This window comes from Pseudomonas sp. PL-6, from assembly GCF_054110165.1.
Map to the genome: position 1 here is coordinate 4662387 of NZ_CM134189.1, position 13101 is coordinate 4675487.

Genomic DNA, 13101 nt, shown 5'->3' on the forward strand with positions numbered 1-13101 from the left:
CTCAGCGCCCCTGCGCCAGCAGGCGCTCGACTTCGGCCAGGCGCTCGTGGGTGCCGACATCCACCCAGCGTCCGGCGTAGCGCTCGCCGCTCACCAGTCCCGCGGCCATGGCCCGGCGCAGCAGCGGCGCCAGCTTGAAGGCGCCCGGCTGGCAGTCGGCGAACAGTGCCGGCGACAGCACGGCCAGACCGCTGTAGGTCAGGCCCGTACCCGCACCGTCGAGCTCACCCACCCGGCCGTCGGCGAGGCGAAAGTCGCCCTGGGCGTGGTGCGGCGGGTTGTCCACCAGCACCAGATGGGCCAGCCCCTGCAGCGGACAGCGCAACTCGGCGAAGGGGTAGTCGGTGAAGATATCGCCGTTGACCAGCACGAAGGGCTCATCGCCCAGCAAGGGCAGCGCCTGGAAGATGCCACCACCGGTTTCCAACGGCTCACCCTCGGCGGAATAGGCGATGCGCAGGCCGAAGCGCGCGCCGTCGCCGAGATGCTCCTCGATCTGCCGGCCGAGCCAGGCATGGTTGATCACCAGCTCGGCGAAGCCGGCGGCGGCCAGGGCGCGCAGGTGGTACTCGATCAACGGCACGCCGGCGACGCGCACCAGCGGCTTGGGCGTATGCAGGGTCAGCGGGCGCAGGCGCTCGCCCTTGCCCGCGGCGAGAATCATGGCCTTCATGCGCGAGCGACCTCGGCCTGCGCCAGGCTGGCGAGCAGCGCGCCCAGTTCGGCCAGCTCCGGCCGGCGGGCCAGCACCGCCTCGATATAGGCGAAGAAGCGCGGCACGTCGCCGAGGTACTTGGGCTTGCCATCGCGGTGGCAGATGCGCGCGAAGATGCCGATTACCTTGAGATGGCGCTGCACGCCCATCAGGTCGCTGGCGCGCAGAAACTCGTCGAGCGCGGGTTGCACCGGGATGCCGGTCGCCTGCGCCCGCTCCCAGTAGCCCTGCAGCCAGCCCCGTACACGCGCCTCGGGCCAGCTGAGGAAGGCGTCCTTGAACAGGCAGGTGATGTCGTAGGTGACCGGGCCGTAGACGGCGTCCTGAAAATCCAGCACGCCGGGATTGGGCGCGCTCTGCATCAGGTTGCGCGGCATGAAGTCGCGGTGCACCAGCACCTTGGGCTGGGCCAGGGCGCTGTCGATCAGCAGGGCGCAGATGCGCTGCCAGGCCGCCTGCTGCTTCGCGTCGAACTCGTAGCCCAGATGGCGCTGCACGTACCACTCGGGAAACAGCTGCAGCTCGCGACGCAGCAGCGCCTCGTCGTAATGCGGCAGATCGCCGTCCAGCGGCAGGCGCTGCTGCAGCAGCAAGGCTTCGACAGCGTCGTCGAACAGGGTGTCGGCGTTGTGCTCGTCGATCACCTCCAGATAGGTCTGGTGGCCGAGATCGTCCAGGATCAGAAAGCCCTGCTCCAGATCGGCGGCCAGCACTTCGGGCACATGCACGCCAGCGCCGGCCAACAGCGCGGCGATGCGCACGAAGGGCGCGCAGTTCTCCTGCGGCGGCGGCGCGTCCATCAGGATCAGGCTGCGCTCGCCCGCCTGCCAGCGAAAATAGCGGCGAAAGCTGGCGTCGCTGCTGGCTGGGGTCAGCTGCGCAGGCGGCACCTGGCCCCAGCCGCGAGCGGCGAACAGGGCGGGTAATTGCTGAGCGAGCCAGGTGTGCAGCTGTTGCAGACGTACATCGTGTTCAGGCATCAGGGGGTCTCCGACGGCGCTAGCCGTTGCGCGGGTCATGCTTTATTATCCAGCATCTTTTTCAGCCCATCGAGAGGCGTGCGGCCCCTGGGCCGATAGCGCGCAGGAAGCCCGGACTAACAAGATGGCAGTAAAATACCCCGCGTTCCGCAAGAAATTCCCGCTGCTGGTCACCGGCAGTCTTCTGGCCCTACAACCCGCCGTCAGCCTACAGGTTTTCGCCGCCGAGCAGTTCGACTGCCAGGTGTCGCCCAGCGGCGGTTGGGCCTGCGCGCCCAAGGCCCCTGCCGCCAGCCTGCCGCCCCGTCCTCAGCACAGCACCAGCGCCGTCAGCGCGAGCGACGCCACCAGCGGCAAAGCCAGCGCCAAGCAGGAAACCACCACCCTGGTCACCGAGAGCAAGGGCCGCGCCCTGGCCTCGCGCAGCGCCGACTACAGCCACCTCGACTGGGTGCCGCGCGACAAGCTGACCGCCGCCCAGCTGGCCGAAGCCGGCCCTTACTGCGCCGGCGCCTATGTCGAGCCGCTGCGCCCGGGCATGGACGACGACACGCCGTTGGACGAAGCGCCGATGTTCGTCTCGGCCAAGGCCTCGCGTTACGAGCAGGAAAAGCAGGTGGCGACCCTCGCCGGCGACGTGATCCTGCGCCAGTCCGGCATGCAGGTGGAGGCCGACGAGGCCAGCCTGCACCAGACCGAGAACCGTGGCGAGCTGATCGGCAACGTGCGTCTGCGCGACAAGGGCATGCTGGTGGTCGGCGACCGCGCCGAGCTGCAACTGGACAACGGCGAAGCCAAGATCGACAACGCCGAGTACGTGATGCACGAAGCCCACGTCCGCGGTAGCGCACTCTATGCCAAGCGCGAAGAGACCGCGATCATCCGCCTCAAGGACGGTACCTACACCCGCTGCGAGCCGGGCGACAACGCCTGGCACCTGAAGGGCAACAACGTCACCCTGAACCCGGCCACCGGCTTCGGCACCGCGACCAACGTGACGCTGCGGGTCAAGGACATCCCGGTGTTCTACACCCCCTACATCTATTTCCCGATCGACGACCGTCGCCAGTCCGGCTTCCTGCCGCCGAGCATGGGCACCTCGAGCGACAACGGCTTCTCGCTGCAGACGCCCTACTACTTCAACCTGGCGCCGAACTACGACGCCACGCTCTACCCGACCTACATGGCCAACCGCGGCCTGTTGATGGAGGGCGAGTTCCGCTACCTGACCGAGAGCAGCGAAGGCCAGATCGGCGCCGCCTACCTCGACGACAGCGAAGACGAGCGCAAGCTGCAGTCCGAGTACGAAGACCAGCGCTGGCTGTACAGCTGGCAGCACAAGCAGGGCCTGAACTCGCGCCTGCTGGCCGAGGTTGACTACACCGACATCAGCGACCCCTACTACTTCCAGGACCTGGATACCGACCTGGGTATCGACACGCCCACCTACGTCAACCAGCGCGGCAGCCTGACCTACCGCGGCGACAGCTACCGCGCGCAGCTCAACCTGCACGCCTACGAGCTGGCCAATATCACCGACGTCACGCCGTACGACCGCCTGCCGCAGCTCACCCTGGACGGCAAGCTGCCGTTCAATCCGGGCGGCCTGGACTTCACCTACGGCAGCGAATACGTGCGCTTCGACCGCGACCTGCGCTCGGGCAACTTCATCAACGAAGACGGCGTGGCCGAACAGACCTGGTACGACACCCGTATTCGCGGCCTGGCCCGCGCCAACGGCGAGCGCCTGCACCTGGAGCCGGGCGTCGCCCTGCCGCTGGACTGGACCTGGGGCTTCCTCAAGCCGCAGGTCAAGTACCGCCAGACCCACTACGACATCAGCCTGGATCAGCAGGGCAAGAACAGCCTGCTGGCCGAGCAGGAGTTCGACAGCACGCAGAACCGCGGCGTCGGCCTGTTCAGCGTCGACAGCGGCCTGTACTTCGACCGCAACACCCAGCTGTTCGGCAAGGACTTCCGCCAGACCCTGGAGCCGCGCGCCTTCTACCTCTACGTGCCGGAAGAAGACCAGACCGACATCCCGGTGTTCGACAGCGGCGAGCCGACCTTCAGCTACGCCTCGCTGTGGCGCGAGAATCGCTTCTCCGGCAAGGATCGCATCGGCGACGAGAACAAGCTGTCGCTGGGCGTGACCAGCCGCTGGATCGAGCCCAACGGCTTCGAGCGTCAGCGCTTCAGCATCGGCCAGGCCTTCTACTTCGAGGACCGCAAGGTGCAGCTGGCCGGTATCGACTACCGCACCCGTCCGGATGCCACCGCCGACGTCTCGCCCTATGCGCTGGAGTACCTGTACCGCTTCAACCGCGACTGGCGCGTGTCGTCGACCTTCAACTGGGACCCGGATACCCACCGCACCCGCTCGGGCAGCGCGATGTTCCACTACCAGCCGGAAGACAACCCGAACAAGGTGGTCAACCTCGGTTATCGCTACCGCAACGACACCGTGCGCTACGACCGCGACAGCGGCACCTGGACCACCAACCCGGACTACGGCAACCCGACCCTAGGCGACGGTTCGCCGAACCCGAACTACATCAAGAACTACTACAAGATCGACCAGCATGACTTCTCCGTCATCTGGCCGCTGGTTCCACAGTGGAGCCTGATCTCGCGCTGGCAGTACGACTACGGCCGCAACCGTACCCTGGAAGCCTTCGGCGGCTTCGAGTACGACAGCTGCTGCTGGAAGCTGCGCCTGATCAACCGCTACTGGATCGACTACGACGAAGTCAGCCTCAACCCGTCGCTCAACGACGAGGCCGACCGCGGCATCTTCCTGCAGATCGTCCTCAAGGGCCTCGGCGGCGTAGTGGGCAACAAGGTGGAAACTTTCCTCGACCAAGGCATTCAAGGTTACCGTGAACGTGAAGACCAAGCTTTCTGATTGCCTGCGCCCCCTGCTGTTGGGCGCAGCGCTGCTCGCGGCGACGGCCCAGGCCGATGTCCGCCCGCTGGACCGCGTGGTGGCCATCGTCGACAACGACGTGGTCATGCAGAGCCAGCTCGACGCCCGCCTGCGCGAGGTGCAGCAGACCATCGGCAAACGCGGCGGCGCCCTGCCGCCCGAGCACGTGCTCAGTCAGCAGGTGCTCGAGCGCCTGATCATCGAGAACATCCAGCTGCAGATCGGTGACCGCTCCGGCATCCGCATCACCGACGAGGAGCTGAACCAGGCCATGGGCACCATCGCCCAGCGTAACGGCATGAGCCTGGAGCAGTTCCGTCAGGCTCTGGCGCGCGACGGCCTGTCCTACGCCGACGCCCGCGACCAGGTGCGCCGCGAGATGATCATCAGCCGCGTGCGCCAGCGCCGGGTCGCCGAGCGTATCCAGGTCACCGACCAGGAAGTGCAGAACTTCCTCGCCTCCGACCTGGGCAAGATGCAGCTGTCGGAAGAGTTTCGCCTGGCCAACATCCTCATCCCGGTCTCCGAAGGCGCCTCCTCCAGCGAGATCCAGGCAGCCGAGCGCCAGGCCCGCGAGCTGTACCAACAATTGCAACAGGGCGCCGACTTCGCCCAGCTGGCGATTTCCCGCTCGGCCAGCGAAACCGCGCTGGAAGGCGGCGAGATGGGCTGGCGCAAGGCCGGCCAGCTGCCGCCGCCGTTCGACTCGATGGTCAGCGCGCTGAGCCCGGGCGAAGTGACCGAGCCGCTGCGCACGCCGGGCGGTTTCATCATCCTCAAGCTGCTGGAAAAGCGCGGCGGCGACACCCAGGTGCGCGACGAAGTGCACGTGCGCCATATCCTGATCAAGCCCAGCGAGATTCGCAGCGCCGAGGAAACCCGCCGTCTGGTCGAACGCCTGTACCAGCGCATCGTCGCCGGCGAGGACTTCGCCGAGCTGGCCAAGAGCTACTCGGAAGACCCGGGCTCGGCGCTCAACGGCGGCGACCTCAACTGGATCGACCCCAACGCGCTGGTGCCGGAGTTCCGTCAGGTGATGAGCGAGACCGCCAGCGGCGAGCTGTCCAAGCCGTTCCAGACCCAGTTCGGCTGGCACGTGCTGCAGGTCATGGGCCGTCGCGCCACCGACAGCAGCGCGCAGTTCCGCGAGCAACAGGCGGCCAACCTGCTGCGCAACCGCAAGTACGACGAGGAACTGCAGGCCTGGCTGCGCCAGATCCGCGACGAAGCCTACGTCGAGACCAAGCTGTGACGGTGGTTTCGCACGCAAGAGCCCGGCCCCGCGCCGGGCTTTTTCGTTATCGACCCAGGCAGCGTAAACTGGCGCCCCCGCGGCGCAACCGAGAATGCCCATGAGCGCACCCCGAGTCTTTGCCCTGACCCCCGGCGAACCGGCCGGCATCGGCCCCGACCTCTGCCTGCTGCTTGCCCGCCAGGCGCAGCCCGAGGCGCTGGTGGCCATCGCCAGCCGCCAGCTGCTCGGCGAGCGCGCCGCCCAGCTCGGCCTGCACATCGCGCTGCTGGATGTCGCCCCGGGCCGCTGGCCGAGTGCCCCCGCGCCGGCCGGCAGCCTGTATGTCTGGGACACCCCGCTGGCCGCCCCGAGCCAAGCCGGCCGGCTCGATCCGGCCAACGCCGGCTACGTGCTGGAAACCCTCACCCGTGCCGGTCAGGGCTGCCTGGACGGCAGCTTCGCCGCGATGATCACCGCACCGGTGCACAAGGGCGTGATCAACGAAGCCGGCATCGCCTTCTCCGGCCACACCGAGTTTCTCGCCGAGCTGACCCACACGGAGCAGGTGGTGATGATGCTCGCCACCCGCGGCCTGCGCGTCGCCCTGGTCACCACCCACCTGCCGCTCAAGGACGTCGCAGCAGCCATCACCGCCGAACGTCTGGAGCGTGTGACCCGCATCCTGCATGCCGATCTGCAGAGCAAGTTCGGCATCGCCGCGCCGCGCATCCTGATCTGTGGACTCAACCCCCATGCCGGCGAAGGCGGCCACCTCGGTCGCGAGGAAATCGAGATCATCGAGCCGACGCTGGAGCGCCTGCGCGGCGAAGGCATGACCCTGATCGGCCCGCTGCCGGCCGACACCCTGTTCACCCCCAAGTACCTGGAGCAGGCCGACGCAGTGCTGGCCATGTACCACGACCAGGGCCTGCCGGTGCTCAAGTTCAAGGGCTTCGGCGCGGCGCTCAACGTCACCCTGGGCCTGCCGATCATCCGCACCTCGGTGGATCACGGCACGGCGCTGGACCTTGCCGGCAGCGGCAATATCGATACCGGCAGCCTGCAGGTGGCCCTGGAAACCGCCTACCAGATGGCCGCCGCTACCAGCCGCAAGTAGACGGCAGCCCAGCCCGGATTGCATCCGGGCTACGGGTGTTGTCGCTTTTTGCCTTAAACTACCCGACTTCGTTTTTTCGCTTTGCGCTCTTGCTTGATGCTTGCAGCTTGAAGCCTGGAGCTGCCCTGCCATGTCCGAATACCAACACCGCGCGCGCAAGCGCTTCGGCCAGAACTTCCTGCACGATGCCGGCGTCATCGACCGCATCCTGCGCGCCATCCGCGCCAAGGAGGACGAGCGCCTGCTGGAGATCGGCCCGGGCCAGGGCGCGCTGACCGAGGGCCTGCTCGGCAGCGGCGCGCAGCTCGACGTGATCGAGCTGGACCTCGACCTGATCCCCATCCTGCAGAGCAAGTTCGGCGCCAACCCGCGCTTTCGCCTGAACCAGGGCGATGCGCTGAAGTTCGACTTCGCCCGCCTCGAGGCCGCCCCCGGCAGCCTACGGGTGGTCGGCAACCTGCCGTACAACATCTCCACCCCGCTGATCTTCCACCTGCTGGACAACGCGGCGCTGATCCGCGACATGCACTTCATGCTGCAGAAAGAGGTGGTGGAGCGTCTGGCCGCCGGCCCCGGCGGCGGCGACTGGGGCCGCCTGTCGATCATGGTGCAGTACCACTGCCGGGTCGAACACCTGTTCAACGTCGGCCCCGGCGCCTTCAATCCGCCGCCCAAGGTCGACTCGGCCATCGTCCGCCTGGTACCGCACGCGGTGCTGCCGCATCCGGCCAAGGATCATCGCCTGCTCGAGCGGGTGGTGCGCGAAGCCTTCAACCAGCGGCGCAAGACCCTGCGCAATACCCTCAAGCAACTGCTGCCGGCCGAGGCCATCGAGGCCGCCGGCGTCGATGGCAGCCTGCGCCCGGAACAGTTGGACCTGGCCGCCTTCGTTCGCCTGGCCGATCAACTGGCGGCGCACCTGGCCGCCAGCCAGGGCTAAACTGCCATACGCCACACGGGTTACTCGCATGTCCGACCCTCGTTACCAGATCGACGTCAGCGTCACCACCCGCTACCTGGCCGCGCAGTCGCAGCCGGAGCTGGGCCGCTACGCCTTCTCCTACACGGTGACCATCCGCAACCAGGGCCAGCTGCCGGCCAAGCTGCTGTCGCGCCACTGGATCATCACCGACGGCGACGGCCGCGTGCAGGAAGTGCGCGGCGCCGGCGTGGTCGGCCAGCAGCCGCAGATCGCCCCGGGCGCCAGCCACACCTACAGCAGCGGCACGGTGATGACCACCCAGGTCGGCACCATGCAGGGCAGCTACCAGATGCTCGCCGAGGACGGCAAACGCTTCGACGCCGTCATCGCGCCGTTCCGCCTGGCCGTGCCCGGAGCCCTGCACTGATGGCGCTGTATGCCGTCGGCGACATCCAGGGCTGCCTGCGACCGCTGCAGTGCCTACTCGAGCGGGTGGCCTTCGACCCGGCGCAGGACCAGCTGTGGCTGGTCGGCGACCTGGTCAACCGCGGCCCGCAATCGCTGGAAACCCTGCGTTTTCTCTATTCCATCCGCCAGGCGGTGACCTGCGTGCTGGGCAATCACGACCTGCACCTGCTGGCCGTGGCGCACAACATCGAGCGGCTGAAGAAGGGCGATACCCTGCGCGAGATTCTCGACGCGCCGGACCGCGCCGACCTGCTCGACTGGCTGCGCCTGCAGAAGCTGGTGCACCACGATGCCGAGCGCCGGGTGACCCTGGTGCATGCCGGCATCCCGCCGCAGTGGAGCCTGACCAAGGCGCTGCGCCGCGCCGCCGAGGTCGAGGAGGCGCTGCGCGACGACGCCCGCCTGCCGCTGTTTCTCGACGGCATGTACGGCAACGAACCGGCCAAATGGCACAAGGACCTGCACGGCGTCACCCGCCTGCGGGTGATCACCAACTATTTCACCCGCATGCGCTTCTGCAAGGCCGACGGTACCCTGGACCTTAAGAGCAAGGAAGGCGTCGGCAGCGCCCCGCCCGGCTACGCCCCCTGGTTCAGCCACCCGCAGCGCAAGATGCGCGGCGAAACCATCATCTTCGGCCACTGGGCCGCCCTCGAAGGCAACTGCCAGGAGCCCGGCCTGTATGCGCTGGACACCGGCTGCGTGTGGGGCGGCGCGATGACCCTGCTCAACGTCGACAGCGGCGAACGCCACCGCTGCACCTGCCCCAAGGAGCACCCATGAGCGAATTCCAGCGTATCTCTCCCCAGCAGGCCCAGGCCCTGCGCCAGCAAGGCGCCGTGGTCGTGGATATCCGCGACCCGCAAAGCTTCGCCGCCGGGCATATCCAGGGCTCGCGTCACCTGGACAACCACTCGCTGCACGACTTCATCCGCAACGCCGACCTCGACGCGCCGCTGATCGTCTCCTGCTACCACGGCAACTCCAGCCAGGGCGCCGCCGCCTACCTGGTCGGCCAGGGTTTCAGCCAGGTCTACAGCCTCGACGGCGGTTTCGAGCTGTGGCGCGCCACCTACCCCGACGACACCGCGCAAAGCCCCGCAGAATAATTTTGATGCCCTGCCGTCCCTGGCGGCCACCCCTCCTGGCCGCCGCTGCGCGACGTTAAAAATGGCTCCCGGCCATTTTTTTCCGAGCCGGCAGGCCGCGCCTCCTCTGGCCTGCCGAGGATTCCCGACGGACGGTAACATCTGGTTATCCTTGTCCCCGCCTTGACCCCCGCCAGAAAGAACTATCCTGTAGCTCAGGCCATCCAACTCAAGGTAGAGCCGGCCAACCGGCATCGGGCCATCGGTAACGACCTTTAGGTGTTCTGGGGGATTCTTCCCGGCCAAGTCCCAGGCCGGGGCTACCAAGCACCCGCACGACCGAACCCGAACCGGCTTTCAGCATCGAGCGAGGTGAAGTCATGAGTATTTTCAGCCACTTCCAACAACGTTTCGAAGCGACCCGCCAGGAGGAGTACTCGCTGCAGGAGTACCTCGAACTGTGCAAACAGGATCGCAGCGCCTACGCCACTGCGGCCGAGCGCCTGCTGATGGCCATCGGCGAGCCGGAGCTGCTCGACACCTCGACCAACTCGCGTCTGTCGCGCATCTTCTCCAACAAGGTGATCCGCCGTTACCCGGCCTTCGCCGACTTCCACGGCATGGAAGAGTGCATCGACCAGATCGTCTCCTACTTCCGCCATGCCGCGCAGGGCCTGGAAGAGAAGAAACAGATCCTCTACCTGCTCGGTCCGGTGGGCGGCGGCAAGTCGTCGCTGGCCGAGAAGCTCAAACAACTGATGGAGAAGGTGCCCTTCTACGCCATCAAGGACTCGCCGGTGTTCGAGTCGCCGCTGGGGCTGTTCAACGCCGCCGAGGATGGCGCCATCCTCGAGGAGGACTACGGCATCCCGCGCCGCTATCTCAATTCGATCATGTCGCCCTGGGCCACCAAGCGCCTGCAGGAATTTGGCGGCGACATCAGCCAGTTCCGCGTGGTCAAGCTCTACCCCTCGATCCTCAACCAGATCGCCGTGGCCAAGACCGAACCGGGCGACGAGAACAACCAGGACATCTCCGCGCTGGTCGGCAAGGTGGATATCCGCAAGCTCGAGGAATTCCCGCAGAACGACGCCGACGCCTACAGCTACTCGGGCGCGCTGTGCCGGGCCAACCAGGGCCTGATGGAATTCGTCGAGATGTTCAAGGCGCCGATCAAGGTGCTGCACCCGCTGCTCACCGCCACCCAGGAAGGCAACTACAACAGCACCGAAGGCCTCGGCGCGATTCCCTACAGCGGCATCCTGCTGGCCCACTCCAACGAATCCGAGTGGCACAGCTTCCGCAACAACAAGAACAACGAGGCCTTCATCGACCGCATCTACATCGTCAAGGTGCCGTACTGCCTGCGCGTCACCGACGAGGTGAAGATCTACGACAAGCTGCTGATCAACAGCTCGCTGGCCAAGGCCCACTGCGCCCCGGACACCCTGAAGATGCTCGCCCAGTTCAGCGTGCTGAGCCGCCTGAAGGAGCCGGAGAACTCCAACATCTACTCGAAGATGCGCGTCTACGACGGCGAGAACCTCAAGGACACCGATCCCAAGGCCAAGTCGATCCAGGAATACCGCGACAGCGCCGGCGTCGACGAGGGCATGACCGGCCTGTCGACCCGCTTCGCCTTCAAGATCCTGTCCAAGGTGTTCAACTTCGACCCGCACGAGATCGCCGCCAACCCGGTGCACCTGCTCTACGTGCTGGAACAGCAGATCGAGCAGGAGCAGTTCCCCGCCGAAGTGCGCGAGCGCTACCTGCGCTATATCAAGGAATACCTGGCGCCGCGCTATATCGAGTTCATCGGCAAGGAAATCCAGACCGCCTACCTCGAGTCCTACAGCGAGTACGGACAGAACATCTTCGACCGCTACGTGCTGTACGCCGACTTCTGGATCCAGGACCAGGAATACCGCGACCCGGAAACCGGCGAGATCCTCAACCGCGTGGCGCTCAACGAGGAGCTGGAGAAGATCGAGAAACCGGCCGGCATCAGCAACCCGAAGGACTTCCGCAACGAGATCGTCAACTTCGTGCTGCGCGCCCGCGCCAACAACAACGGCAAGAACCCCACCTGGCTCAGCTACGAGAAGCTGCGCGTGGTCATCGAGAAGAAGATGTTCTCCAACACCGAGGACCTGCTCCCGGTCATCAGCTTCAACGCCAAGGGCAGCAAGGAGGAACAGCAGAAGCACAACGACTTCGTCAAACGCATGGTCGAGCGCGGCTACACCGAGAAGCAGGTGCGCCTGCTGTCGGAATGGTATCTGCGGGTACGCAAGTCGCAGTGATCCGCACCCGGCGCGCGCCGCGCGCCGGGCTATCCGCCGCACGCCCGTGGCCACGGGCGTGCTAGGGAGACGTCATGAGCTACGTGATCGACCGGCGCCTGAACGGCAAGAACAAGAGCACGGTAAACCGCCAGCGTTTCCTGCGGCGTTACCGCGAGCACATCAAGAAGGCGGTCGAGGAGGCCGTCAGCCGGCGTTCCATCACCGACATGGAGCACGGCGAGCAGATCAGCATTCCCGGCCGCGACATCGACGAGCCGGTGCTGCACCACGGCCGCGGCGGCAAGCAGACCATCGTTCACCCGGGCAACAAGGAGTTCACCGCCGGCGAACGTATCCCCCGCCCGCAGGGCGGTGGCGGCGGGCGTGGCAGCGGCAAGGCGAGCAACTCCGGCGAGGGCATGGACGAGTTCGTGTTCCAGATCACCCAGGAGGAATTCCTCGACTTCATGTTCGAGGACCTGGAACTGCCCAACCTGGTCAAACGCCACCTGACCGGCAGCGACACCTTCAAGACCGTGCGCGCCGGCATCAGCAACGAGGGCAACCCCTCGCGCATCAATATCATCCGCACCCTGCGCTCGGCCCATGCGCGGCGCATCGCCCTGTCCGGCTCCAGCCGCGCCAAGCTGCGCGAGGCCAAGGCCGAACTGGAGCGCCTGCGCCGGGAAGAGCCGGATAACTTCGGCGATATCCAGGCAATAGAGGCGGAAATCGAACGCTTGAGCGCACGCATCCACCGCGTGCCCTTCCTCGACACCTTCGACCTCAAGTACAACCTGCTGGTCAAGCAGCCCAACCCCAGCTCCAAGGCGGTGATGTTCTGCCTGATGGACGTCTCCGGCTCCATGACCCAGGCCACCAAGGACATCGCCAAGCGCTTCTTCATCCTCCTTTACCTGTTCCTCAAGCGGAACTACGACAAGATCGAGGTGGTGTTTATCCGCCACCACACCAGCGCCAAGGAGGTGGACGAGGAGGAGTTCTTCTACTCCCGCGAGACTGGCGGCACCATCGTCTCCAGTGCGCTCAAACTGATGCAGGAGACCATGGCCGCGCGCTACCCGATCAACGAGTGGAACATCTACGCCGCCCAGGCCTCGGACGGCGACAACTGGAACGACGACTCGCCGGTGTGCCGGGATATATTGATCAACCAGATCATGCCGTTCGTGCAGTACTTCACCTACGTCGAGATCACCCCGCGCGAACACCAGGCGCTGTGGTTCGAGTACGAGCAGGTGGCCGAGGCATTCGCCGACACCTTCGCCCAGCAGCAACTGGTGTCGGCGGCGGACATCTACCCGGTGTTCCGCGAGCTGTTCCAGCGCCGGCTCGCGACCTGAAG

Annotated in this window: 11 protein-coding genes; 9 read left to right on the forward strand and 2 right to left on the reverse strand. The window is 66.2% G+C overall.

Annotation, left to right across the window (positions count from 1 at the left end):
• Window position 1: 1 nt before the first annotated feature.
• Window positions 2–673, reverse strand: coding sequence for an N-acetylmuramate alpha-1-phosphate uridylyltransferase MurU (gene murU, locus ACW9UL_RS20450; RefSeq protein ID WP_457788091.1), 672 nt, complete (start codon window positions 671–673; stop codon window positions 2–4).
• A complete protein-coding gene (locus ACW9UL_RS20455; RefSeq protein ID WP_457788092.1) occupies window positions 670–1695 on the reverse strand; it encodes an aminoglycoside phosphotransferase family protein in 1026 nt (341 codons plus the stop codon). Before ACW9UL_RS20455 ends, murU begins: the two co-directional genes overlap by 4 nt.
• Before the next feature lie 124 nt (window positions 1696–1819).
• Between ACW9UL_RS20455 and ACW9UL_RS20460 the strand changes: the two genes are divergently transcribed.
• The 9 genes from ACW9UL_RS20460 (at window position 1820) to ACW9UL_RS20500 (ending at window position 13099) form a co-directional block, all read left to right on the forward strand.
• Window positions 1820–4600: an LPS-assembly protein LptD gene (locus ACW9UL_RS20460; protein WP_457788093.1), complete on the forward strand. Its 2781-nt coding sequence runs from the start codon at window positions 1820–1822 to the stop codon at window positions 4598–4600.
• Entirely contained in the window at window positions 4581–5873 is a 1293-nt protein-coding gene (locus ACW9UL_RS20465; RefSeq protein WP_457788094.1) for a peptidylprolyl isomerase, read from the forward strand. The genes ACW9UL_RS20460 and ACW9UL_RS20465 overlap by 20 nt, the downstream gene beginning before the upstream one ends.
• A gap of 100 nt (window positions 5874–5973) precedes the next feature.
• Window positions 5974–6972 carry a 4-hydroxythreonine-4-phosphate dehydrogenase PdxA gene (gene pdxA / locus ACW9UL_RS20470; protein WP_397497789.1) on the forward strand — a complete coding sequence of 333 codons (999 nt, stop codon included), beginning with the start codon at window positions 5974–5976 and terminating at the stop codon, window positions 6970–6972.
• Window positions 6973–7102: 130 nt separating this feature from the next.
• On the forward strand, window positions 7103–7912 hold the full coding sequence (rsmA, locus tag ACW9UL_RS20475) for a 16S rRNA (adenine(1518)-N(6)/adenine(1519)-N(6))-dimethyltransferase RsmA (protein ID WP_021444781.1): 810 nt from the start codon (window positions 7103–7105) through the stop codon (window positions 7910–7912).
• Window positions 7913–7940: 28 nt separating this feature from the next.
• Window positions 7941–8321 (forward strand): Co2+/Mg2+ efflux facilitator ApaG/CorD, encoded by a 381-nt coding sequence (gene apaG / locus ACW9UL_RS20480; protein ID WP_021444782.1) that lies wholly within the window; start codon window positions 7941–7943, stop codon window positions 8319–8321.
• Complete coding sequence (locus tag ACW9UL_RS20485; protein WP_021444783.1) at window positions 8321–9145, forward strand: symmetrical bis(5'-nucleosyl)-tetraphosphatase; 825 nt, start codon at window positions 8321–8323, stop codon at window positions 9143–9145. Before apaG ends, ACW9UL_RS20485 begins: the two co-directional genes overlap by 1 nt.
• Window positions 9142–9471, forward strand: a complete 330-nt coding sequence (gene glpE / locus ACW9UL_RS20490) for a thiosulfate sulfurtransferase GlpE (protein ID WP_457788096.1) — start codon at window positions 9142–9144, stop codon at window positions 9469–9471. Before ACW9UL_RS20485 ends, glpE begins: the two co-directional genes overlap by 4 nt.
• Before the next feature lie 359 nt (window positions 9472–9830).
• Complete coding sequence (locus tag ACW9UL_RS20495) at window positions 9831–11753, forward strand: PrkA family serine protein kinase (RefSeq protein ID WP_021444785.1); 1923 nt, start codon at window positions 9831–9833, stop codon at window positions 11751–11753.
• A gap of 74 nt (window positions 11754–11827) precedes the next feature.
• The gene (locus tag ACW9UL_RS20500) at window positions 11828–13099 is read left to right on the forward strand and encodes a YeaH/YhbH family protein (RefSeq protein ID WP_457788097.1); all 1272 of its coding nucleotides are present in this window, start codon (window positions 11828–11830) and stop codon (window positions 13097–13099) included.
• The last annotated feature ends 2 nt before the right edge of the window (window positions 13100–13101 follow it).

Coding starts and splice junctions, on each gene's coding strand:
- ACW9UL_RS20455 (WP_457788092.1), bottom strand. CDS start 1,695: ATGCCTGAACACGATGTACGTCTGCAACAGCTGCACACCTGGCTCGCT.
- pdxA (WP_397497789.1), top strand. CDS start 5,974: ATGAGCGCACCCCGAGTCTTTGCCCTGACCCCCGGCGAACCGGCCGGC.
- glpE (WP_457788096.1), top strand. CDS start 9,142: ATGAGCGAATTCCAGCGTATCTCTCCCCAGCAGGCCCAGGCCCTGCGC.
- ACW9UL_RS20500 (WP_457788097.1), top strand. CDS start 11,828: ATGAGCTACGTGATCGACCGGCGCCTGAACGGCAAGAACAAGAGCACG.
- ACW9UL_RS20495 (WP_021444785.1), top strand. CDS start 9,831: ATGAGTATTTTCAGCCACTTCCAACAACGTTTCGAAGCGACCCGCCAG.
- murU (WP_457788091.1), bottom strand. CDS start 673: ATGAAGGCCATGATTCTCGCCGCGGGCAAGGGCGAGCGCCTGCGCCCG.
- ACW9UL_RS20485 (WP_021444783.1), top strand. CDS start 8,321: ATGGCGCTGTATGCCGTCGGCGACATCCAGGGCTGCCTGCGACCGCTG.
- rsmA (WP_021444781.1), top strand. CDS start 7,103: ATGTCCGAATACCAACACCGCGCGCGCAAGCGCTTCGGCCAGAACTTC.
- ACW9UL_RS20460 (WP_457788093.1), top strand. CDS start 1,820: ATGGCAGTAAAATACCCCGCGTTCCGCAAGAAATTCCCGCTGCTGGTC.
- apaG (WP_021444782.1), top strand. CDS start 7,941: ATGTCCGACCCTCGTTACCAGATCGACGTCAGCGTCACCACCCGCTAC.